This window comes from Pandoraea pulmonicola (assembly GCF_000815105.2).
GTDB lineage: Bacteria > Pseudomonadota > Gammaproteobacteria > Burkholderiales > Burkholderiaceae > Pandoraea > Pandoraea pulmonicola.
In genome coordinates this window covers 2,279,423-2,302,581 of the sequence record NZ_CP010310.2, presented here as the reverse complement: position 1 = coordinate 2,302,581, position 23,159 = coordinate 2,279,423, and the positions used below count along the sequence as shown (strand labels likewise).

Below are 23,159 nucleotides of genomic sequence, written 5' to 3'. Positions count from 1 at the left end.
CGCGTTAACTCGTTGAATATTCAACTTAATTGGTACGCGATAGTAATGTGAACGTCACATGATGTCAAAAGGTAATAGAAAAAAACAATCAGCACAATTAGAAAATTTTCATTAACAATCATGCTTTTGCGATTTGGCCGACGTTTCCCGACGTTGCGCGATGTTTCGCGGTCATGTCATGACGCTACAGCATGGCCGCCGCGACCAGTTCCCGCGTGTACGGGTTTTGCGGATCAAAAAATACCGACTCCGTATCGCCCTGCTCCACCAGATGCCCGTCCTTGAATACCAGCACGCGGTGCGCCATGGCCCGCATGACGGCCAGATCGTGACTGATGAAGAGGTAACTGAGGTTGTACTTGATCTGCAGTTGCGCGAGCAGATGGAGCACCTGCTGCTGAATCGACACATCGAGCGCACTGGTCGGCTCGTCGAGCACGAGGATCTGCGGATCGACGACGAGCGCTCGCGCAATGGCAATCCGCTGCCGTTGACCGCCTGAAAACTCGTGCGGATAGCGCGACATCGCGCGCGCATCGATACCCACCTCGCGCAGCACCTCGGCCACCCGCGCACAGCGCTCCTCTTCCGTCGACTGTGGACTGTGCAACGCCAACCCCTCACCCACGATCTCCTCGATGGTCATGCGCGGCGAGAGCGAGCCGAACGGATCCTGGAACACGATCTGCATGCGTGAGCGCAGCGTGCGCTGTGCCGCTCCGCGATACGCCGAGAGCGGTTCGCCCTGAAACTCGATCTGTCCCGCGCTCGCGTGCTGCAGGCCGAGCAACGCCATCGCGAGCGTCGACTTGCCGGACCCCGACTCCCCCACCACGCCCAGCGTCTCGCCCTGTCGCAGCGTCAGGTCGACCGGATGCACGGCCCGGAAACGCCCGCGCCGGAACCAGCCGCGCAGCCCCGGCTGCGAGGTGGCGTAGTCCACCGCCACGCCGCGCGCTTCGAGCAGCACCGGCGCGATCGGCAGCACCGGATGAATCTCGCGCTGCGGACGGCTGTCGATGAGCCGACGCGTGTACGGATGCTGCGGATTGGAGAAAAGCGTCTCGGTGTCGGCACATTCGACGAGCACGCCCTTCTCCATCACCGCCACACGTTGCGCGAAGCGGCGCACCAGGTTCAGGTCATGCGTGATGAGCAGCACGGCCATGCCCCGCTTCTCGGCGGCGTCGCGCTGCAACTCGAGCAGCAGCTCGATGATCTGCGCGCGAATGGTGACGTCGAGCGCCGTGGTCGGCTCGTCGGCCAGCAGCAACTTGGGCCGGCAGGCGAGCGCCATGGCGATCATGGCGCGCTGGCGCTGGCCGCCCGAGAGCTCGTGAGGAAAGTGCGCCACGCGCCGCTCCGGTTCGGGAATCCCCGTGCGTCGCAGCAACTCCACCGCGCGCGCCTTCGCGTCTTTCGCGCCGAGGCCTTCATGCAGCGCCAGCGCCTCGGCGATCTGCTCGCCGATGGGATACAGCGGGTTGAGCGCGGTCATCGGCTCCTGGAAGATCATCGCGACGTCGTTGCCGCGAATCCCGCGCATCGCGCGTTCGCTCAGCGCCGCCAGATCCTCGCCGTCGAGCAGGACGCGCCCCTGCACCTGTGCGTCCTGCAGCAGCCGCAGAATGGCCAGCGCCGTCACGCTCTTGCCCGATCCCGACTCGCCGACGAGCGCCACGCGTTCGCCGCGCTCGATGGCCAGGCTCACGTGCTTCACCGCTTCCGTATCGCCGAAGCGCACCGACAGGTTTTCGATACTCAGCAAAGGCGTGCTCACATCGCCCCCCCGGCCGCGGCCTGCTTGTCGGCAATCCGTGTGTCGAGCGCATTGCGCAGCGCATCGCCCATGAACGTGAGCAGCAGCAGCGTGAGAACGAGCACGACGAACGTGGCCAGCGAGATCCACCACGCATCCAGATTCGCCTTGCCCTGGTTGAGCAATTCGCCAAGACTCGGCGTGGGCGGCGGTACGCCGAGTCCGAGGAAATCGAGACTCGTGAGGGCCAGGATCGCCCCACTCATGCGAAACGGCAGGAACGTGATGACGGGCGTCATGCTGTTGGGCAACACGTGACGCCGGATGATCTGCCAGTTCGACAGTCCCATCGCCCGCGCGGCCCGCACATAGTCGAGTTGCCGATTGCGCAGGAATTCGGCGCGCACATAGTCCGACAGTCCGATCCAACCGAACAGCGAGAGCAGCACGAAGAGCAGCCACAGATGCGGTTCGAAGATCGACGCGAAGATGATCAGCAGATAAAGCTCCGGCAGCGAGCCCCAGATTTCGATGAGGCGTTGCAGCGTCAGATCGATGCGTCCGCCGTAAAAGCCCTGCACCGCGCCTGCCAGAACCCCGAGCAACGTGCCGGAGACGGTCAGCGCGAGGGCAAACACCACCGACAGCCGGAAACCGTAGAGCAGACGCGAGAACACGTCGCGCCCGCGGTCATCGGTGCCGAGCCAGTTCTCGCGCGAAGGCGGTGCGGGGTTCGGCACCTTCGCGAAATAGTTGATGGTGTCGTAGTGATAGCGCACCGGCGGGTAGATGGCGAAGTTCTCGCCCGCGCGGATGCGATCCTCGATGAATGGATCGAGGTAATCGGTCGGCGTGGGGAAGTCGCCGCCGAACGTCGATTCGGGATACGTCTTGACCAGCGGGAAGTACCACTGCCCTTCATAGCGGACGACCCAGGGCTTGTCGTTGGCGATGACTTCGGCAAACAGGCTGATGCCGAACAGCACGACGAAGGCGACGAGACTCCAGTAGCCCAGCCGGTGGCTGCGAAAGCGCCGCCAGACGCGCCAGCGCGGCGAATACGACCGCGAGTACGACGGCGAGGCGGACGACGAGGGCGAGCGTTGCGATGGCGTGGCGGATCGGGTCACGTCAGTGCTCCAGTCGATCGAATTGAATGCGCGGGTCGACCAGCACGTAGCACAGGTCGGAGACGAGCTTGGTGACGAGCCCGATAAGCGTGAACAGATACAGCGAGCCGAGTACGACCGGGTAATCGCGGCGCTGCACCGATTCGTACGACAGACGGCCGAGTCCATCGAGCGAGAACAGCGTCTCGATAAGCAGGCTGCCCGCGAAGAAGGCGCCGATGAACGCCGCCGGAAAACCGGTAATGAGCGGAATCAGCGCATTGCGGAACACGTGCTTGAACAGTACCTTGCGCTCCGAGAGCCCCTTGGCGCGCGCGGTCAGCACATACTGGCGCCGAATCTCGTCGAGAAACGCATTCTTGGTGAGCATGGTGACGACGGCGAAGCTGCCCACCACGGACGCCGTGACCGGCAGCGTGATGTGCCACAGATAGTCGGTGATCTTCGCGGGCCACGACAGCTCGCTCCAGTTATCCGACACGAGTTCGCGCAGCGGGAACAACTGCCAGAACGTGCCGCCGCCGAACAGCACCAGCAACAGCACGCCGAGCACGAAACCCGGAATCGCATAACCGACGAGCACCACCAGGCTCGTGAGCGTGTCGAAGCGCGAGCCGTTGCGCACCGCCTTGGCGATGCCCAACGGCACCGATATCAGGTAGGTGAGGAAGAACGTCCATAGTCCGAGCGAGATCGAGACGGGCAGCTTCGAGACGATCAGCTTCCACACGCTCTGATGATGGAAGTAGCTCTGGCCGAGATCGAACTTCGCGAAGCGCTTGAGCATGAGCCAGTAGCGCTCCACGGGCGTCTTGTCGAAACCGTACAGCGCCTTGATCTGCGCGAGCTGCTGCGCGTCGATGCCGTGACGGCCGCGATAGTTGCCGCCGCTCCCCCCGCCGCTCGCCTCCCCACCGCCGCCGCGCCCCTTGAGCTCGAGCATGACCTGCTCGACCGGCCCGCCCGGCACGAACTGGATGACAACGAAGGTCAGCGTGATCACGCCGAGCAGCGTCGGGATCATGATCAGCAATCGTTTGAGTATGTAGGACCACATGGCGAGAAGGCAGCTCCTGTCGGTACGTGCCGCTCACGCACGGCGCGCCGGCATCGGGTTCGCTTGCATCGACGTTCGGATCGGCGCACGCATGGCGTTGATGTGCGGGTTAACGTGCAAATTAACGTGCGAATTAACGTGCGGGCGAGGAAGACGACGGGGACGAAGCCGAGGCGGCCGGGCCCGGCGGCGCCGCGGCCTTGCCTCCTGCGGGGCTCGCGTCCCACCACGTCGACACCAGCCAGCCCTCCGCGGTGTAGTACAGCGGCAACTTGTCGGGGAAATGCAGATTCCGTTTGTAGGCCATGCGATGCACGGACGAGAACCATTGCGGCACGATGTAATAGCCGTTCATCAGCACCCGGTCGAGCGCGCGCGCCGCGGCCACGAGGTCTTCGTACGTCCGGGCGCGCACGAGTTCGCCCGTCAGCGCATCGACCGCCGGATCCTTCAGGCCGATGACGTTATCCGAGCCTTCCACATCGGCCGACCGGCTGCCGAAGCGATCGAGCAGCTCGGTGCCGGGAATCTGCGAGTCGGGAAAGCGCAGCGAAATCATGTCGTAGTCGAACGTCTCGATGCGCTTCTGGTACAGCGCGAAATCGCTCTGACGGAAGTTGAGCGTGATGCCGAGCTTTGCGAGATTGCGGCTGTACGCCGAGGCGATCGGCCCCATCGCGCCGCCGTCGTCGAGAAACTCGAACACGAACGGCTCGCCCTTAGCGTTGCGCAGCGCGCCATCGCGATACGTCCAGCCCGCCTGCGCGAGCAGCGCGCGCGCCTCGCGCAGGTTCTCGCGCAGACTCGCCGGCGGATTCGTCGTGGGCTGCTGGACCATCGGCCCGAACACGGCGGGATCGAGCTTCCTGCGCAGCGGTTCGAGCAGCTTGAGCTCCGCCTCGCTCGGCATGCCGCGCGCTGCCAGATCGCTGTTGGTGAAGTAGCTGTAGATGCGCTGGTACTGGTTGTAGAACAACTGGCGGTTGAGCCATTGAAAGTCGAGCGCGAGATCGAGCGCACGTCGCACGCGCACGTCCCTGAAAAGCGCCCGACGGGTGTTCAGGATGAAGCCCTGCATGCCCGCGGCGTTGTGATGCGCGAATTCGCGCTTGATCAGTTCGCCGTCGCGAAAACGCTTGCCGACGTAGCTGCGCACCCAGCTGCGCGCACGGTACTCGGTGATGGCGTCGAATTCGCCCGCCTTGAAGCCTTCGAGCCGCACGATGTCGTCCGAATACAGCTTGTAGACGATGCGCTCGAAGTTGTAGGTACCGCGCCGCACGGCCAGATCGTTGCCCCAGTAGTTCGGATCGCGGCGGAAGGTGATACGCCGCCCACCATCGTAGGATTCGATCAGATAGGGACCGCTCGCGATCGGCGTCTCGAACGTGAGCGCGTCGAACTTCGTGCGCTTGCCGTCGGGGCCGACACCCCACTTCGGCGAGAACACGGGCACCGTCGCCACCAGCAGCGGCAGATCGGGACTCACGCGGCGAAAGTCGAAGCGCACGCGCCGCCTGTCGAGCACCGTCACGCCCTTCACGTCCGCCAGCATCACCTTGAAGCCCGGCGCCGCCTGCGGGCCGATCAGGGTATCGAAGGAATACTTGACGTCCTGCGCCGTGACCGGGTCGCCGTTGTTGAAACGCGCGGCCGGATTCAGGTGAAACGTGACCGAGGCGCCATCGGGAGCGACGGCGATGTCGTCCGCGAGCAGACCGTAGACGGTCGCGGGTTCGTCGGCGCTGCCAGTGCCCAGCGTCTCGAACATGAGCGCGAGCACGCCCGGCGGCGCGGTGCCGCGCAGCGTGAACGGATTGAACTTGTCGAAGCCGGTGCGCCGGTCGGGATTGCCCAGCGTGAGCGTGCCGCCGCGCGGCGCATCCGGGTTGACGTAGTCGAAATGCGTGAAGCCCTGCGGGTACTTCGGCTCGCCGTATTGGGCGATGGCGTACTTGGCGTGCGCCGCTGGCGACATCGTCAAGCCGACGAGCGCGAGCGCCGTGCAAGTGGCGCGAAAGCAGGAGGAAATCTTGGAGCGCGATGGTGTCGCGATGGATGCGACAGAGACGAATGAGGCGAGTGGTGCGAATGGTGCGAATGGTGCGAATGAGGCGACGGGCGCGGAAGACGCTTGCGAAGCCAGAGAAGTCACGAAGGCGACAAGCGCGCGCCCGATCGTATGTGAATGCCGTGTTGTTCGCGCGTTCATGCGTCTCCCGTACTCGTCGCCGAGCGCCTGCCCCGTGGGGCCCGGACGCATCCAGCCCCTCCCCTTCGGCCCGCCCAATCCAACGTGGCGTTTCGTAACGTCTCGTAATCACACGCTCGCGCACATTTCCCGCACGAGGCTTGGCGGCGAGGCCGGACCGCGCGACAATTGTACCCAAAAGCCCGGCGTTCACCGCACTGAAAGACACATCCACGCCGGCCCGGTTCCCTTATATCCGCCTGGAGGCCGACGTTGAGTGCTACACGATCGCCCGTGCAGAACCCCAACCGTACCCTGCCCCGTTGGCTCGCGAAGTTCTTTTTTCATTGTGTTGAAGCGGCGCAACGCCGCATTGCCCGCGGCTCGCTGGTCGGCGACAAGCCCATCTTCGACAACACCCAGTTTCCATGGGTCGCCGAGCTCGAAGCCCAAGCACCGGCCATTGCCCATGAACTCGAGGCCGTCCTCGCCAATCCGGGACGCCTGCCCGCCTTTCACGAAATCTCGCCCGACGTCGCCACGATCACGCAGGATCATCAATGGCAGACCTTCGTCTTTCTCGGCTACGGCATGCGTGCGCAGCGCAATCTCGCGCGATGCCCGGCGACGGCCGCCGCGCTCGAGGGCATTCCCGGCCTGCGCACGGCATTTTTCTCGATCCTGTCGCCGGGTAAGAAGATTCCCCTGCATCGCGGCCCGTACAACGGCGTGCTGCGTCTGCACCTCGCGCTGAAGGTGCCTCGCGAGCGCGAGAAGTGCTGGATCGAAGTCGATGGCCAGCGCTACGTCTGGCAGGCCAACCGCGCCGTGATCTTCGACGACGCCTATCCGCATCAGGTCCACAACGACACCGACGAAACGCGCGTGGTGCTGTTCGTGGACTTCGAGCGGCCGTGCAAGGCGCCGGTGTCGTGGCTCAACAAGTTGCTGCTCTCCTTCGCTCCCCTCACGCCGGAGCTCCAGCAAGCCAAGACGAATCACGAGAAGTGGGAGCGCGATTACTACGCCGACGAGGCGTCACCCAACGGCCCGGCGCCTGCTTCGTCAATCTCGTCCACACCGGCTGTCTCGTCAGCTTCCGTCGCCTCCTCCACGTCCCCCAGCGCGGCGCCCCCTTCCTCCCCGACCACGGTTGCAAACCAAGTGGAGGCCTCGCGCGCGAATGCCTCACGCGGCGACGCCTATCGCACCGAGTCGGTCGCCGACGAACGCGCACACGGATAACGCTGTCGCCGTCGCGACCTCACCTTCCCGGAGCCGCGCGAAAAAAAGGCCAGCGAACCTTTCGCTGGCCTGTGTACCGAGACTGCCGACGTTACGACTACCGCCCCGGCTGGGCAAGCGCGTCCTGCGCAGGCGGCGGCACGAAGTTCGCGGCGAGAACGGCCACCAACGCCGCCGCGATCATCGCACCGATGCCCAGCGCCGCGTCGCCGAAATGCAGGTAGCCCACCTTCATCGCTTCGATCACCGCAACCGCGACCACGATGGTGATCATGCTGAGCATACCGGCGATCGTCGCGCGGTTCGGGCTGTCGACGGCGAAGAGCGACTGGCGATACACCACGCCGTAGCTCATGCCCATACCAAAGGCATGCAGCGACGTCCCCACGAGCAGCGCCGGATAGCCCGGCGCGAGAATCGCGGTGCCGATGAGCGACACGGCCGCACCGATCAGCATGGCGGCCACGCCCGTGGCGAGCAGGCGGCCATTCGACCAGCGTCCGACCTGACGCGCGAGCAACACGTTACCCAGGATCAGCGCCGCGAACACCGGCACCTGCAACATGGCGTACTGCATCTGCGACAGTCCCGCGCGCTCGATCAGGAATACCGGACCCAGCGCGATCCACGAGAGCAACGGCGTCACGGCGATGCCCGTGAGCACTGCGCCGCGCCAGAAGCGGGCGCTCGACAGCGGCAGCTTGTAGCCGGCCCAGAGATGCTTCGCGCTCAACGCATTGCGATCGTGCCGAGAGAGCTCCGGCATGGTGCGGTACAGCCCGATGAACGAGCACACGGCCACGATCGCGATCAGCCAGAAGATGCTGCGCCACGGCCAGTACGAAACGACGGCGGCGCCCGCGAGCGGTCCGAACAGCGGCGAGAGCAGCGACACGTTCGCCATGAGCGCCATCACGCGCACGGCCGTCTTCTCTTCGAAGGCCTCGTGCACGGTCGGATAACCGACGGTCAGCACGAAACAGCAGCCCATGCCCTGCAGGAAGCGCAGCAGGATGAACTGGGGCATGGTCTGGACGTAGTGCATCGCCAGGCAGGCGAGAACGAACATGCCGAGCCCGGAGAGCAGCACGCGACGGCGTCCGAATCGATCGGCGAGCGGGCCGAGCAGCCATTGCAGGCTGGCGTTGCCGAGCATGGCGGCGGTCAGGGCCAGCGTGGTCATGTCGGCCGACGCGCCGAATTCGCGCGTCACCAGTGGCATGCCCGGCATGATCATGTCGTTCGAGATGTAGACGGCAAACTCGAAGAGCACCAGCGAGAACGGAAACCAGAATCTTGAAACAGGCATTGCTGAGTGAGTCACCTCGTAAAGGCTCCTTTGTGCAACCTTCGCTCATGACGAAGCGAAGGCCCACGTAAAAAGACAACACCCCCGATGCCAGCGAGGCACCGGGGGTGTCTGTTGCACCGGCCGTGCGTCATGCACGGCATTCGATGGTTCAGACGTTCAACAGTTCGACCTCGAAGACCAGCGTCGCATTGGGCGGAATCACACCGCCGGCGCCGCGTGCGCCGTAGCCCAGTTCGGGCGGAATGACCAGCTTGCGCTTGCCGCCGACTTTCATGCCGGCAACGCCTTCGTCCCAACCGCGAATGACCATGCCGCCGCCGAGCACAAAGGCGAACGGGTCGTTGCGGTCCTTGCTGGAATCGAATTTCTGGCCGTCGGTCAGCCAGCCGGTGTAGTGAACGGTGACGGTCTTGCCCGCGGTGGCTTCGGCGCCATCGCCCACTTGCAGATCGTCGTATTGCAGGCCGGAATCGGTGGTGATGATCGACATCGTTGTCCTCGCTCGAAGAAGGGATGAAATCGACGCGCGAGAAATCGCCAACGCGCGAACTCGGGAAAGAAAAAACCCCCGGCTCTCCGCGAAGAGCCGGGGGTGTTCCGCCAAGGCGACTTGGCGGAGACGGAGGGATTCGAACCCTCGATCCAGGTTTTGGCCCAGATGCTCCCTTAGCAGGGGAGTGCCTTCGACCTCTCGGCCACGTCTCCCAAACTTGTCGTCACATCAGGGAGGTGATGTAACGAAGGCGTGATATTACCTACTGTTCGCGATGCCGTCAAACATTATGCGCATCAAAAACCAACTTTTTTTGCGTACGTGTCATGCACTCGACACGTTCGGAGATATTTCCCCGCATCGCGACGGCAAAATCGCGCATCACGCCGCATGCATCACACGTGCATGCGGCACGCATTTTCACAATGATCGACGGCTCAGGCCTGATCGAGTTCGAACGCCTTGTGCAGCGCGCGCACGGCGAGCTCCATGTACTTCTCGTCGATCAGCACCGAGATCTTGATTTCCGAGGTGGAGATCAGCTGAATGTTGATGCCTTCTTCGGAGAGCGTACGGAAGGCCTTGCTGGCGATACCGACGTGCGAGCGCATGCCCACGCCGACGATCGACACCTTCGAGACCTTCGGATCGCCCACGACTTCGGCCGCGCCGATGTGGCCCTGCACCTCGCTTTGCAGCAGCGCCATGGCGCGCTGGTATTCACCGCGCGGCACCGTGAACGTGAAGTCGGTCTTGCCGTCCACGCTCAGGTTCTGGATGATCATGTCGACGTCGATGTTCGCGTCGGCGATCGGGCCGAGGATCTGGTAGGCGATGCCCGGACGATCGGGCACGCCGCGCACGGTGATCTTGGCCTCGTCGCGCTGGAATGCGATACCCGAGATGATGGCCTTTTCCATTTGTTCCTCTTCCTCAAAAGTAATCAGCGTGCCCGAGCGCGCTTCTTCGTCGAGCGCGATCATCGGGTCGGTCAAGCTCGAGAGCACGCGAGTCTTGACCTGGTACTTGCCCGCGAATTCCACCGAACGGATCTGCAGCACCTTGGAGCCGAGGCTGGCCATTTCCAGCATCTCCTCGAAGGTCACCTTGTCGAGACGGCGCGCCTCGTCGACCACGCGCGGGTCGGTCGTGTAGACGCCATCGACATCGGTGTAGATCAGGCATTCGTCGGCCTTGAGCGCGGCGGCCACGGCGACGGCCGAGGTGTCCGAACCGCCACGGCCGAGCGTGGTGACGTTACCGTTCGGATCGATCCCCTGAAAGCCGGTGATGACGACCACGCGGCCGGCGTTCAGATCGGCCATGACGCGCTTGTCGTCGATTTCCGAAATACGGGCCTTGGTGAAAGCACTGTCGGTCTTGATCGGTACCTGCCAGCCGGCATAGCTCACGGCGTCGACGCCCGCTTCCTTGAGCGCGAGCGCCAGCAGGCCGACGCTCACCTGCTCGCCGGTGGCGGCAATGGCGTCGAGTTCGCGCGGATCGGGCTGTGCCGAAATCTCCTTGGCCAGCCCCAGCAGACGATTGGTCTCGCCGGACATTGCCGACGGCACCACCACCATCTTGTGACCGGCCTTGTGCCACTTGGCCACGCGCTTGGCGACATTCTTGATGCGCTCCACCGAGCCCATCGACGTGCCGCCGTATTTGTGTACGATCAGAGCCATAACATTGCTAACACATTGATTTAAAACCGTTTATGAATCCTGCGCGGATACCCGTCGCGGGTACCGGTGACGTTTCGATTCGCGGAACTTTTGATTATCGCATGAATGTATCGCGACGGCGTGGCGCGACGAGGTGAGTGCAGAACAAAACCCACCCACAACCGCCAAAAACAGCAGAATCTGCTGCCGGATGCCGCTGACGGTACAACGCACAGGCGGCATCGAAGACGATGGAGAGACGGAGAGACGGAGAAAATCGAACGTTAAGCTGGCTGTAGTGGTCTTGGGGCCCCGGCGGCCTGGGCCCAAGAGCAAAGGAAGGGAAGTACGCGACAGATACGGCAAAGCCGAAACTCGCCAAGCCATTCGAAACAGCCAGTTGCGAGTCCCCCACATGGCCCGCCGACCGACGACAGTTCGGTTCGCCGTCGGGCACGACCGGTGGGCCGCGCCGCCGCCCGCTTATTGAGCTTGACGCCCCGCAGGGCTCTCCGCCCTCGAACCGCTCGAATCGCCCGGCTCAGATTTGCATGCCGGGCGACGGGGGGGAATCCGCCGGCCACTTCATTCCGACGTCACAAGCACTCGGCATTGGGCGATGAAATTGAAATGGTCATACATTCCTCGCTCATGCAGCAATTAACGGGCTACTGCCTTCGGCGTGTGAATGCCTGCCCGCCCCCTTACAAGCGCACGCGACAACCCGCCGATTCCTTGCACCGCAACGTCAAGTCTGCGGGGATTTATAAAATGTTTCTTTATCCCCGATGAGCTTGATGAATTGAAGCGTGTCATTGACGGCATCAATCAACCCCAATTCCCTTTTTTCCACCTCTCCCGACAAGACACTTCTCAGCGCAAGGAAAAACTCTATTTTCCCAGCCGCAACCTTGTCCATTTTGTCGCCTTTATTCTCAATGGTCCGCGCAGCAATATTCAGTTGCTCATTTGCAAACTCTCTTAGCGCATCATTTCGAACTGTCATAATACGGCTCCTAAGGGTTTAACTTTGGGCATGAAAAAAGGACACCTTGCCCCCGTTAAATACGGATTTTCACCTTACCATGGCCACGCCCTACACCAGAAAGCCAGCCCTAAATCTGGGAAATTTCTCAATATGGGACGTGGCGTGACAGAAAATGGAAAAGACCGTCCGTTAAGGAGGTTGCGGTGAGTCTGGCGGCATGAGCTTGCCGACGCCTCCAGATCGGGCTCGGCCAAGCCATCCTCACGACTTTCCATCTGCCCCGACACGAAGAGGAATCCATCCGAGCGAGTCGCTGGCGAATAGCGATTGCGTTCATGCCCGGCGGTAAAACTACGACTTCCGCGACACTCCCTGTCGGTTGCATCGCCGGCAGCATCCAGCAGCAGGTTCTGCTGTTTTTTGCGGGTTGTGGATGGGGTATGTTTTGCGCTCACACCTCGTCGCGCCACGTCATCGTCCATCGCGCACCACTGCCCCCGTCTTCCTGCGCAGCCCCGTCGATCCCCAAGCGCGGCACGAAGACGATCTTGTCGCCCTGCCACACGATCGGGACATGCCGCAACCACGCCGCGACGCCCCGACTCTGGAACCAGTGCTTCAACGAACGCGAATGGCCCGCCGCATGCTCCCGCCAACGCTCGCCGCCCACGCGCGCCCTCGCCACCAATGGCCGCGCGCGCAACACCGCTTCGCCGACAGTTCCCTCACTCGCTTCGCCTGCAGGCACCGGCGCGAACACCACACTCCCCCGCCACTGCGGCAGGCGCCACTCGCGCTCACCTGCCCAACGCAACTCGACATCTTCCGGCGCGCCGTCGGCACCCTCACGCTCGTGCACCGGCGTCCACTGCAGGATGTCACGGTACAGACGCAGCACCGCATCGCCATGCGGCAACGTCAGCGACGCATCGGGCTGCGCGTCCCGAATCTGTCGCACCCACTCGTCGAGGCGCGCCTCCGGCGGCATCGCCATCCCTCGACGGGCAACCCAGTATCGCAACAGGTTCGCCAGGCGCTCGGCGCCGAGTGCCTGCACGCGGCTTCGCTGCAAACCTGCTTCGCCGATTTCACTCGCTTCGCCCGCCACAGTCGCGCTCGCGCGCTCGAAATCGAGCTGCGCCAGTTGATCGAGCAACGACTGCGCTTGCGCCGCGTGGCGCGCGAAGCGCGACAACGTCTCGCGATACGCCGGCACATGTGCGGCAATCGCCGGCATCACGTCATGGCGCAACGCGTTGCGCAGGTAGTGACGATTGTCGTTGGAAGGATCTTCGACCCACGCGAGCGAACGCGCCTGTGCATACGCTCGCATCGTTTCACGCGACACTTCGAGCAGCGGACGCAGCAACCGCACGGCGGATGTCGTGCGCCCGATGACAGGCAACGCGCCCGCCACGGACATCGCCGCCACTCCCGGCAAGCCCGCCCCGCGCAACATCTGCAACAGCACGGTCTCGGCCTGATCGTTGGCGTGATGCGCCGTCAGCAGCCACGTCGCGCCGTGCGCATCGCAACACTCGGCCAGCGCCTGGTATCGCGCAGCCCGGGCCGCCCCCTCGACGCCCTGCTTCGCATTGCGCGGTACCGTGACACGCTTCGTCACGAACGCGAAACCCCGCAGTTTCGCCTCGCGTTCGCAAACGGTCGCCCACTCGTCGGCATGCGCCGACAATCCATGATGGATGTGAATGGCGAGCGGTTGCGCCACGGTCTCGCCAGCCTCGCGACGCGTCTGGACCCAGTACGCCAGCGCATCGAGCAGCACCATCGAATCGAGGCCGCCACTCAGGGCGAGGGCAAGTTGCGGTGCGATGGGAGAGGTGGCGGCGGACGCGCCGGAGGGAAGGGAAAGGCTGGAGACGCTTGAAGCCGTGGCGTCGCTCGACGACGCGGTCAGCGCAAGCGCGCTCACGTGCGCCGAAATCGCAAGGCGCAACGCGACGTCCACATGTGCCACTGCCGCGTCGCATCGGGCGGATGCGAACGCGGCAGCGGAAGATTCGCGAGGAGGCCTCGGATTCGGCGTCATCGCCACCACGGGCGACGACGCACCGGCAGGCGCTTTACTTCGCGCCGGCTTCCTTGAATTTGCCATAGCTCATCAAACGCTCGAAACGGCGATCGAGCAATTCCTTATGGCTGATGCCCTGGAACTGGCGCAGCGAATCGGCCAGCGCACGCTTAAGCATGCCGGCCATGCCGAGCGGATCGCGATGCGCGCCGCCCAGCGGCTCGTTGATGATCTTGTCGATCAAGCCCAACGCCTTCAGACGATGCGCCGTAAGGCCCAGCGCTTCGGCCGCCTCCGGCGCCTTGGCAGCACTCTTCCACAGAATGGACGCGCAACCTTCGGGCGAAATGACCGAGTACGTGGAGAACTGCAGCATCATGACGGTGTCTGCCACGGCCACGGCCAGCGCGCCGCCCGAACCGCCCTCACCAATGATGGTGGTAATGATCGGCGTCTTCAACTCGGCCATGACGTACAGGTTGTGGCCGATGGCTTCCGACTGACCACGTTCTTCCGCATCGATGCCCGGATAGGCGCCCGGCGTGTCGACGAACGTGAAAATCGGCAAGCCGAACTTCTCGGCGAGCTTCATCAGGCGCATGGCCTTGCGATACCCCTCGGGACGCGGCATCCCGAAGTTGCGTAGCGCACGCTCCTTGGTGTCGCGGCCCTTCTGGTGACCGATCACCATGCAAGCCTGGCCGTTGAAGCGCGCCATGCCACCCACGATGGCATGATCGTCCGCAAACGTGCGGTCGCCATGCAGTTCGTGGAAGTCGGTAAAGATGTCACGCACATAATCGAGCGTGTAAGGACGCTGCGGGTGGCGCGAGATTTGCGAAACCTGCCAGGGCGACAGGTTGGTGTAGATGTCCTTGGTGAGCTGCTGGCTCTTCTTGGAGAGGCGCTCGATCTCTTCGGAAATGTCGACGGCTGAATCGTCCTGCACGAAGCGCAGCTCTTCAATCTTCGCTTCGAGCTCGGCGATCGGCTGTTCAAAATCCAAAAAGGTATTCTTCATCAGGTTTCCCCGGAAATGCGGCAGCGTATTGTACCGCCGGCGACGTCCGACCGATCGAGATAGACAACTTTCATCGCTATACGACCCGCAATAGACGTTGATAATGAATCAATGAGGCGGAATGGACGCGGATTATACGTCCTTCGCCGAACAATCAGTATTGAACCGGCACCGGTTCGAGGCTGCGCCACATATACCAGGTGGCGACGGAGCGCCACGGCTCCCAGTTGGCGGCCACTTCGCGCGCTTCACTACGGGTGACGGGCTCGCCACTGAAATAGTTAACGCTGATCGCGTTGATCAGGCCGACGTCGTCGAGCGGCAGGACGTCGGGGCGCAGCAGATTGAACATCAGGAACATTTCGGCAGTCCAGCGGCCGATGCCGCGAATGCCGGTCAATTCGGCGATGACCGCCTCGTCGTCCATGCCGGCCCAGGCGTCGACGTGAAGTGCACCGGATTTGAAGTGCGTGGCCAGATCGAGGATGTACTCGGCCTTGCGGCGCGACAGGCCGCAGCCAGCGAGCGCGTCGTGGCCCGCCTTGATGAACTGGGCAGGCGTGAGCTTCGGGCAGATCGCCACGACGCGATCCCACACCGCCTGCGCCGCCTTGACGGAAATCTGCTGCCCGACGATCGAGCGCGCGAGCGTGACGAACGGCTCGCCACGACCGGTCAGATGCGCCGGGCCGAACTGCGGAATCAGCTTCTTGAGAATGCGGTCGCGCTTCATCAGATCCGCGCACGCCTGATCCCAGAAGTCGGGACGCGTCGCGCCGGGTGCAACCGGCAACGGCACCACCCCGGTGACCTTCGCCTCGACGATCTCCGCTTCGAGGCGCTCGATATCGGGCGTGACGATGCGCGTCTCGCCATCGCGCTTGGCAATGACCCGACGCGTGGACGCCGCGCTCGAGGCGCCGGATGCCGCCGATGTCCCCGACGTCCCTGACCTCGGCGACGCTTTGCGCGCTACCTTCGCCCCCGCCTTCGACGCGACCTTGCCGGCCGTGCGCGTCGACGCGTCCTTCGGGCTCACCGGCTGAGCATGCTTGCGCGCTGCACCGGCCGTCGCACCGATCCTGGCCTTCGACGCCCTCTCGCTCTTGTCTGCCTTGTCGGCCTTGCCGCTCTTGCCACCCGCCGCGGTACGCGCAGACGTCTTCTTGCTTGCCACGACCTCGATCTCGGTCCCCAACCGTCTGGCGGCCGATGTTCGGCGTGCGCCGTCCACCGGCGCTGCCGGCTTGGCCGCCTTCGTCGCAGGCTTGGTTGCGGCGGTTTTGGACGCCACCTTCGCGGCCACGGATTTACGAGTCACCATGAATTTTGCCTCGATGCGTCGCGCTCAGGCACGACGCCATTCGGTGGCGCCTCCGGGACGGTCTTCAAGCACGATGCCTTCCGCCAGCAATTCGGCGCGGATGCGATCGGCTTCTGCAAAGTTACGTTCGCGCTTGGCCTGCGCCCGCGCTTCGATGCGCGCCTCGACGGACACACGCAACGCATCGCCGTCGCCTGCCTCGTCACCGCCGGTCGCGCCCTGCAGGAACGTCTGCGGATCGCGTCCGAGCAGGCCCAACGTGCCGGCAAGCCCCTGCAGCTGACGCACGAGCACCGGGTCGCGCTGCTTGTTGATTTCGCCGGCGAGCTCGAACAGCACCGAGATGGCCACCGCCGTATTGAAGTCGTCGTTCATGGCCGCCGCGAAACGCTGCGCGAACGACTCGCTCCAGTCGAGCGGAGCACCGTCGCCCTGCACGTCCTTGAGCGCCGTGTACAAACGTGTCAGACCGCCGCGGGCATCTTCCAGATGCGCATCGCTGTAATTGAGCGGGCTGCGATATTGCGCACGCAAAATGAAAAAGCGCACGACCTCCGCATCGAACTTCGCCAGCACCTCGCGAATCGTGAAGAAGTTGCCGAGCGACTTGGACATCTTCTCATTGTCCACGCGCACGAAGCCGTTGTGCATCCAGTAGTTCACGAACTTCTCGCCCGTGGCCCCTTCGCTCTGCGCGATCTCGTTCTCGTGGTGCGGGAATTGAAGATCGGCGCCGCCGCCGTGAATGTCGAAATGGTTGCCGAGCAACTGGCAGCTCATGGCCGAGCACTCGATGTGCCAGCCCGGACGCCCCTTCCCCCAGGGCGAGGCCCACTTCGACTCTTCCGGCTCGGAGTCCTTGGCGCGCTTCCACAGCACGAAGTCGAGCGGATCCTGCTTGGCCGTGTTTGCCGCCACGCGCTCGCCCGCACGCAGATCCTCGATGGACTTGCCCGAGAGCTGCCCGTAGTTCGCAAACTTGCGCACCGCATAGTTCACGTCGCCGTCTTCGGCCTGGTAGGCGTAGCCGTTGCGCTGCAACGTGCCGATCATGTCGACCATCTGCCCGATGAAGTCGGTCGCGCGCGGCTCGTGATCGGGGCGCTGCACGCCGAGCGCGTCGGCGTCTTCATGCATTGCGGCAATGAAGCGCGTGGTGAGCTCGCGTATGGTCTCGCCGTTCTCCACGGCGCGCTTGATGATCTTGTCCTCGACGTCGGTGATGTTGCGCACATAGGTCACGCGATAGCCGAGCGCGCGCAGCCAGCGCTGCACCATGTCGAACACCACCATCACACGCGCATGACCGATGTGACAGTAGTCGTACACCGTCATCCCGCAGACGTACATGCGAACTTCGCCGGGAACGAGGGGTACGAACGGCTGTTTATCTCGCGCGAGCGAGTTGTAGACACGGAGTGAATCCATAGATAAGCGCTTGACCGGGGCGGCAACAGCGCCGGACGCCGCGTCGATGCCGTCGACACCGGGACACGGCCGTGGCCATGCGGGTGTAGCGACATCGCGAAGCGGGCTGCGCGCCGTACGGTGGAAAAAACGAACCTGCGAACCGCATCCACCGCCATGGGGACAAATGGCACGGGCCGGCCGCAGGTGTTTTGTTAGAATGCGGCCGAGTATAGCATCTCTTGCGCACCTCTCAGGTATCCCAAGCACCCACTATGACGCAACGAAGCCGGTCACTTTCGCACCCCGCAACGCGCCTCCTCTCCCGACGCCACCCGGCCGCCGCTGCCGCACGCCACGCCCGTGCGCTCGCGCTCGCCGGCGCGACGCTCGGCCTCGCGGGCGCGCTGTTCGCCCTGCCGGCAGGCGCGCAGGCGATCATCGACCCGCCGCCGCCCGCACCGCTGCAAACGCCGCAGCAGGCGAGCGAGTCGGCCATCAACAAACTGGTCGACAAAGGCAACTTCAGCGACGCGCTCGCGAAGATCGACGAACACCTCAAGCAGTATCCGCGCGACGCGCAGGTTCGCTTCACGCGCGGCCGCGTGCTCATGGAGATGGGCCGCAGCGCGGAGGCGATCGACGCCTTCACCGCGCTCACGCAGGACTTCCCGGAACTGCCCGAGCCGTACAACAACCTGGCCGCGCTCTACGCGCAATCGGGCGAGTACGACAAGGCGCGCGCCGCACTCGAGAGCGCCATTCGCAACAACCCCGGCTTTGCCGTGGCCTATTCGAATCTGGGCGACGTCTATGCCAAGCTCGCCCAGCAGGCTTATCAGAAGTCTCTCAAGCTCGCGCCGACGGCGCGCGTATCGAACCGCGAAAAGATTCTGGCGAACATGCTCGCCCCGCAACGCGCCGCACCGGTCAGCCAGACGCCGGCGGCGCCCAAGGCCGGAGACGACGCCGCGCTGAAAAACATCGGCAAGTCGGGCAACTAAGTCCTTCGTTTTCTTTCGAACCGGCTCCCCATTCCCTATGGAGACACGCATGTCCCTTCCGAATCGCCTGCGCCGCGCCATGCTCACCGGCGCCGTCGCCGTTGCAGCCCTCGCCGGCACGAGTCCGAGCGCCTTTGCGGACACGGGCCTGAACACCGCCGCGCAGGACGCGCAACCGCGCGTGCAGTTCAAGACGTCGGCCGGCAACTTCGTGGTCGAACTCAACCCGAAGGCCGCGCCGAAAACGGTCGAGAACTTCCTGCAATACGTGAATTCGGGCTTCTACAACGGCACGATCTTTCACCGCGTGATCAACGGCTTCATGATCCAGGGCGGCGGTTTCACGCCCGAGATGGCCGAAAAGCCCACGCGCGCGCCGATCCCGCTCGAGTCGAAAAACGGCCTGAAGAACCTGACCGGGACCATCGCGATGGCCCGCACGTCGGCCCCGAATTCCGCAACCGCGCAATTCTTCATCAATGTGAAGGATAATCCGGGCTTGGACTACCCCAGCCCGGACGGCAACGGCTACGCCGTGTTCGGCAAGGTGGTGGCCGGCATGGACACTGTCGAGAAAATCAAGGGTGTCGCCACGATCAACAAGGGCATGCATCAGAACGTGCCGGCCACGCCGGTCGTGATCGAATCGGCCAGCGTCGTCAAACGCTGAACTCCTCCGGCCCACCGGGACCATTACATCAGAAGGAAAGCATCATGGTTGAACTGCACACCAATCACGGCATCATCCGCATCGAACTCGACGAAGCCAAGGCGCCCAAGACGGTCGAGAACTTCCTGAACTACGTCAAGGCCGGCTTCTACGACAACACGGTGTTCCACCGCGTGATCAACGGCTTCATGATCCAGGGCGGCGGTTTCGAGCCGGGCATGAAGCAAAAGGGTACGCAAGCGCCGATCGACAACGAAGCCAACAACGGCCTGAAGAACAACAAGTACACGCTGGCCATGGCCCGCACTAACGATCCGCACTCGGCCACGGCGCAGTTCTTCATCAACGTCGCCGACAACGACTTCCTGAACCACAGCGCGCCGACGCCGCAAGGCTGGGGCTACGCCGTGTTCGGCAAGGTCGTCGAAGGCCAGGACGTCGTCGATGCGATCAAGGCCGTGAAGACCGGTTCGAAGGGCTTCCACCAGGACGTGCCGGTCGACGACGTCGTGATCGAGAAGGCCGTCATCGTCGCGTAAGCACGCTACCCGCTCACTGCGACGATCGATGCCAGTATCGACTGCGCGGTGCCCGCAATGTCCCGTGACACCACGGGGCGACGGGCCCGCGCTTTTCATTTCCGACCTTCACCTCTCGCCCGCCCTGCCGCGCACGGTGCAAGTGTTCGAAGACTTCCTGCGCGGTCCCGCGCGTGAAGCGTCCATTCTTTTCATTCTCGGCGATCTGTTCGAATACTGGGTCGGCGACGACATGCTCGGCGCCGACATGCCGGGCGCCGGCGGCAATGACTCCGCCGACGCCGCTCCCGAACCGCTCGGCGCATTCGCCCGACGCATGACCGCCGCCATGGCCGAACTGTCGTCCAGCGGTGTGCCGATCGCGGTGATGCGCGGCAACCGCGACTTCCTGCTCGGCGAGCGCTTCGCGCGGGCCGCGGGCGCGGTGATGCTCGACGATCCGTGCGTGTTCCCGTTTCTCGGTCAGGCGCTCGTGCTCAGCCACGGCGACCAGTTGTGCACCGACGACGTGGGTTATCAACGTTTTCGCCGCGTGGCGCACTCGCCGCTCGGCAAGGCGTTTTTCCTTGCGCTGCCGTTGCGGCTTCGCATGGCGATTGCCGATCGCATCCGTCGTCGCAGCGCCGCCCGGGGCGCGCATCGGATGGCATATGCCGACGCCAACCCAGACGCCATCCATGCGCTGCTCGACGCCGCCGGCGAGCGCACGCTCGTGCACGGCCACACGCATCGCCCCGCGCGCCATGCCGACGGCCGGCGCGTGCGCTGGGTGCTGCCCGACTGGGAATTCGACATGGAGCCGCCGCGCGGCGGCTATCTGCAGTGGGATGCCCACGGCCTGCGCGCGATCGATCTCGTACCGGGCGCATAGGCCTGTGCAAAGCAAACGAGCAAACAGCCTGTCATGACGACGGGCCGGGTCGTTTGCGCGGCGCCATGCCCGCGGCACCTCACATGTCCTGAATTTCCTTGCCGAGCTTGCGCAGTTCGGCCGTATCGATCCTGCTCGCACCGAGCGCTTCCAGGTGCGCGCCGAGCTGATTGAGCGCGACGACCATCACGTCGATCCTGTGCGATTGATCGGCCGCGTTCTCGATCAGTCCGTGAATGGCGAGCGAAACCGGGTCGTCGGCGTTCGGCGTGATGCCGTAGGCCGAGAACTCCGCCTTGCGACCATTGCCGCCCGGCAAGCCGGCGCCCTGCCCGCTCTCGCCTTCGCCACGTGGCGCCTCGGCGCTGCGCGGCCGAATGATGCGTGCGGGATTGCCCACGGCGGTACCGCCCGCGGGGACTTCCTTGACCACGACCGCGTTCGAGCCGATCTTCGCCCCTTCGCCCACGGTGAAGCCGCCCAGCACCTTGGCCCCGGCGCCGACGATCACACCGGCCTCGAGCGTGGGGTGGCGTTTTGCGCCGCGCGCAAGCGACGTGCCACCAAGCGTGACGCCCTGATAGATCGTGCAATCGTCGCCGATCACGGCCGTCTCGCCGATCACCACGCCCATGCCGTGATCGATGAAGACGCGTCGACCCAGCGTAGCGCCGGGGTGAATCTCGATGCCGGTAAGAAAGCGCGCGTACTGCGAGATGTAGCGACCCAGCCACTTGAAACCCGACCGCCAGCAACCGTTGGCCACGCGATGGAGCATGACGGCATGCAAGCCGGGATAGCAGGTGAGCACTTCCCAGTTGCTGCGAGCGGCGGGGTCCTTTTGCCGAATGGCGGCGATATCTTCGCGAAGACGGGTAAACATGAGCCTGAAGTCGATCCTGTGGTGCGCGTCCCGCCGTCTGGGGGCAGGGTTGTCGCGGCGTAATCGGGGGGAGCGGAAAGCCGTCGGCCGTCGTGGCACAAGCGCTGAGCGGCGAAGGGCATGGCAGAGGCGGTGACACCCGCCGGGGAGGCAGGCTCACGCGTGTCGGCGCAGGGCTAACAGTGCACGTGATAAGGCAGGGAGGCGGCGCAGCGCTGGCGCAAACGGTTCATATCCGCGAGAGACTTATAAGCTTGTGACTGAAGATTGTATGGGGTTTTGGCGACGTGTGCTCGAACACCCCTTCGGCGAAAATGGCCGCGGCGCGGCCATCGTCCTCCGTCACGCTCAACGCCGGATCCTGCGCTCGAGGATGTGCTTCGCGATGCCGCGCAGGATGTTCACTTCCTCGCGCTCCAGGTGGCTCTTGGCGAAGAGCCGCCGCAAGCGCGTCATGAGCTTCTTGGGATTATCGGGATCGAGAAAGTCGAGATCGACGAGCGCACGCTCCAGATGCGCGAGCATGCCTTCCACGTCGTCGCGCGTCGCCAGCGATTCGTGCGTCGTGGGCGCACTCGCGGCAGCCACGTCGCTCGTCCCCGTGTCTGCCCCATCCCTGACCAGTTCGCCGCGCTCGCGCGCCAGGCACGCCATGCGCACTTCGTAAGCGATCAGTTGCACTGCCTGCGACAGATTGAGCGAGCTGTACAACGGATTGGCGGGGATGTGGACGAGCGCGTTACAGCGTTCGACGTCGACATTGGACAGCCCCGTGCGCTCGCTGCCGAAGAGGAATGCCACCGCGTCGCCCTGCGCCGCGTGCTGCACGGCCAACGCGGCGCTCTCGCGCGGCTCGGCGTTCGGCGGCCCGTATTCGCGCGAACGCGCGGAGAGCGCCACGGCCCAGCTCACGCCCTGCAGCGCGGTGTTCAGGTCGGGCACGACGAGCGCATTCGCCAGCACATCGTCCGCCCCGCTGGCCAGCGCCACGGCTTCCGGGTCGCGCAGGACTTCGACACCCGCACGCGGCGCCGCCAGCACCAGACGACCAAAGCCCATCGTCTTGATCGCACGCGCGGCGGAGCCGACGTTGCCGGGGTGGCTCGTTTCGTTGAGCACGAAACGCACGCGATCGAACAACGGCGGCACGATGGTGGGGGCGGCGGAGGTGGCGGGATCGACAGGGGCGGGGGACTGAGGCATAGGACGGCGATGATGGTTGCGACGCAACGGCAGCGAGACGATGAGTGAGCGCCTGCGGGAGGAAGCACATCGGCATGGTCCGAAACGCGTCTCCGGCGCAGGCCGATCGGCAAACGCCGCTATTTTGCCCCGAATCGCCGTTGGCAGGGGTGTTACGCACACTGGCGTCCGGAACATGCCGCCCCATGCCCTTGCTCTACGCCAGACATCCCCGCGCATTCTCCGTAAGACGCCTCCTCACCGATAAAAGGGTCAGAATCCAAAACGGCGCAGCGGAGGCCACGCGTTTTTGCTAAAATACGCGCTTTCGTCTCCGCAATCGAGCCGCCACCCTGTGTGCGGCGCTTGCCGGGACATCGCTCT

19 protein-coding genes, 1 tRNA gene and 1 pseudogene are annotated in these 23,159 nt (G+C 64.1%); 5 read left to right on the top strand and 16 right to left on the bottom strand.

From position 1 onward, the window contains the following. Positions 1-184: 184 nt before the first annotated feature. From RO07_RS10120 to RO07_RS10105, 4 genes are all read right to left on the bottom strand, one after another. Complete coding sequence (locus RO07_RS10120; RefSeq protein WP_039410387.1) at positions 185-1,780, bottom strand: ABC transporter ATP-binding protein; 1,596 nt, start codon at positions 1,778-1,780, stop codon at positions 185-187. Then, on the bottom strand, positions 1,777-2,775 hold the full coding sequence (locus RO07_RS10115) for an ABC transporter permease (protein ID WP_418303720.1): 999 nt from the start codon (positions 2,773-2,775) through the stop codon (positions 1,777-1,779). The genes RO07_RS10120 and RO07_RS10115 overlap by 4 nt, the downstream gene beginning before the upstream one ends. Before the next feature lie 115 nt (positions 2,776-2,890). Then, a complete protein-coding gene (locus RO07_RS10110; protein WP_039410384.1) occupies positions 2,891-3,946 on the bottom strand; it encodes a microcin C ABC transporter permease YejB in 1,056 nt (351 codons plus the stop codon). 133 nt (positions 3,947-4,079) lie between these two features. Beyond that, entirely contained in the window at positions 4,080-5,924 is a 1,845-nt protein-coding gene (locus RO07_RS10105) for an extracellular solute-binding protein (RefSeq protein WP_084072545.1), read from the bottom strand. Positions 5,925-6,410: 486 nt separating this feature from the next. Here RO07_RS10105 and RO07_RS10100 point away from each other — a divergent pair, with 486 nt between their 5' ends. Beyond that, positions 6,411-7,382 carry an aspartyl/asparaginyl beta-hydroxylase domain-containing protein gene (locus RO07_RS10100; RefSeq protein WP_237171414.1) on the top strand — a complete coding sequence of 324 codons (972 nt, stop codon included), beginning with the start codon at positions 6,411-6,413 and terminating at the stop codon, positions 7,380-7,382. 97 nt (positions 7,383-7,479) lie between these two features. Here RO07_RS10100 and RO07_RS10095 read toward each other — a convergent pair whose 3' ends face one another. From RO07_RS10095 to cysS, 10 genes and pseudogenes are all read right to left on the bottom strand, one after another. Beyond that, positions 7,480-8,691 (bottom strand): MFS transporter, encoded by a 1,212-nt coding sequence (locus RO07_RS10095; RefSeq protein WP_052267182.1) that lies wholly within the window; start codon positions 8,689-8,691, stop codon positions 7,480-7,482. Positions 8,692-8,842: 151 nt separating this feature from the next. After that, positions 8,843-9,184 (bottom strand): FKBP-type peptidyl-prolyl cis-trans isomerase, encoded by a 342-nt coding sequence (locus RO07_RS10090; RefSeq protein ID WP_039410383.1) that lies wholly within the window; start codon positions 9,182-9,184, stop codon positions 8,843-8,845. A gap of 121 nt (positions 9,185-9,305) precedes the next feature. Beyond that, positions 9,306-9,399: transfer RNA gene (locus RO07_RS10085), tRNA-Ser, on the bottom strand. 225 nt (positions 9,400-9,624) lie between these two features. Then, positions 9,625-10,875, bottom strand: a complete 1,251-nt coding sequence (locus RO07_RS10080) for an aspartate kinase (RefSeq protein ID WP_039410381.1) — start codon at positions 10,873-10,875, stop codon at positions 9,625-9,627. 727 nt (positions 10,876-11,602) lie between these two features. Next, the gene (locus RO07_RS25890; RefSeq protein WP_039410378.1) at positions 11,603-11,860 is read right to left on the bottom strand and encodes a hypothetical protein; all 258 of its coding nucleotides are present in this window, start codon (positions 11,858-11,860) and stop codon (positions 11,603-11,605) included. A 212-nt stretch (positions 11,861-12,072) separates the two neighbouring features. Then, positions 12,073-12,180: pseudogene (locus tag RO07_RS26895) on the bottom strand (RidA family protein); the annotation flags it as partial. A 113-nt stretch (positions 12,181-12,293) separates the two neighbouring features. Then, entirely contained in the window at positions 12,294-13,820 is a 1,527-nt protein-coding gene (gene tilS / locus RO07_RS10065) for a tRNA lysidine(34) synthetase TilS (RefSeq protein ID WP_052267181.1), read from the bottom strand. A 106-nt stretch (positions 13,821-13,926) separates the two neighbouring features. After that, positions 13,927-14,895, bottom strand: coding sequence for an acetyl-CoA carboxylase carboxyltransferase subunit alpha (locus tag RO07_RS10060; RefSeq protein ID WP_039410376.1), 969 nt, complete (start codon positions 14,893-14,895; stop codon positions 13,927-13,929). A gap of 154 nt (positions 14,896-15,049) precedes the next feature. Next, positions 15,050-16,219 (bottom strand): DNA-3-methyladenine glycosylase family protein, encoded by a 1,170-nt coding sequence (locus RO07_RS10055; RefSeq protein ID WP_084072542.1) that lies wholly within the window; start codon positions 16,217-16,219, stop codon positions 15,050-15,052. 24 nt (positions 16,220-16,243) lie between these two features. Next, complete coding sequence (cysS, locus tag RO07_RS10050) at positions 16,244-17,647, bottom strand: cysteine--tRNA ligase (protein WP_039410375.1); 1,404 nt, start codon at positions 17,645-17,647, stop codon at positions 16,244-16,246. A 254-nt stretch (positions 17,648-17,901) separates the two neighbouring features. Between cysS and RO07_RS10045 the strand changes: the two genes are divergently transcribed. The 4 genes from RO07_RS10045 (at position 17,902) to RO07_RS10030 (ending at position 20,710) form a co-directional block, all read left to right on the top strand. Then, a complete protein-coding gene (locus RO07_RS10045; RefSeq protein ID WP_052267180.1) occupies positions 17,902-18,630 on the top strand; it encodes a tetratricopeptide repeat protein in 729 nt (242 codons plus the stop codon). A gap of 67 nt (positions 18,631-18,697) precedes the next feature. Continuing rightward, positions 18,698-19,300 carry a peptidylprolyl isomerase gene (locus RO07_RS10040; RefSeq protein WP_039414971.1) on the top strand — a complete coding sequence of 201 codons (603 nt, stop codon included), beginning with the start codon at positions 18,698-18,700 and terminating at the stop codon, positions 19,298-19,300. 44 nt (positions 19,301-19,344) lie between these two features. Beyond that, positions 19,345-19,839 (top strand): peptidylprolyl isomerase, encoded by a 495-nt coding sequence (locus tag RO07_RS10035; protein WP_039410373.1) that lies wholly within the window; start codon positions 19,345-19,347, stop codon positions 19,837-19,839. A 64-nt stretch (positions 19,840-19,903) separates the two neighbouring features. After that, a complete protein-coding gene (locus tag RO07_RS10030) occupies positions 19,904-20,710 on the top strand; it encodes a UDP-2,3-diacylglucosamine diphosphatase (RefSeq protein WP_039410370.1) in 807 nt (268 codons plus the stop codon). Positions 20,711-20,789: 79 nt separating this feature from the next. On the opposite strand, the gene cysE is transcribed toward RO07_RS10030, so the two are convergent. Both cysE and RO07_RS10020 read right to left on the bottom strand, forming a co-directional pair. Beyond that, entirely contained in the window at positions 20,790-21,593 is an 804-nt protein-coding gene (gene cysE, locus RO07_RS10025) for a serine O-acetyltransferase (protein ID WP_039410368.1), read from the bottom strand. Positions 21,594-21,941: 348 nt separating this feature from the next. Then, positions 21,942-22,796: an RNA methyltransferase gene (locus tag RO07_RS10020; protein ID WP_039410365.1), complete on the bottom strand. Its 855-nt coding sequence runs from the start codon at positions 22,794-22,796 to the stop codon at positions 21,942-21,944. Positions 22,797-23,159 lie beyond the last annotated feature (363 nt).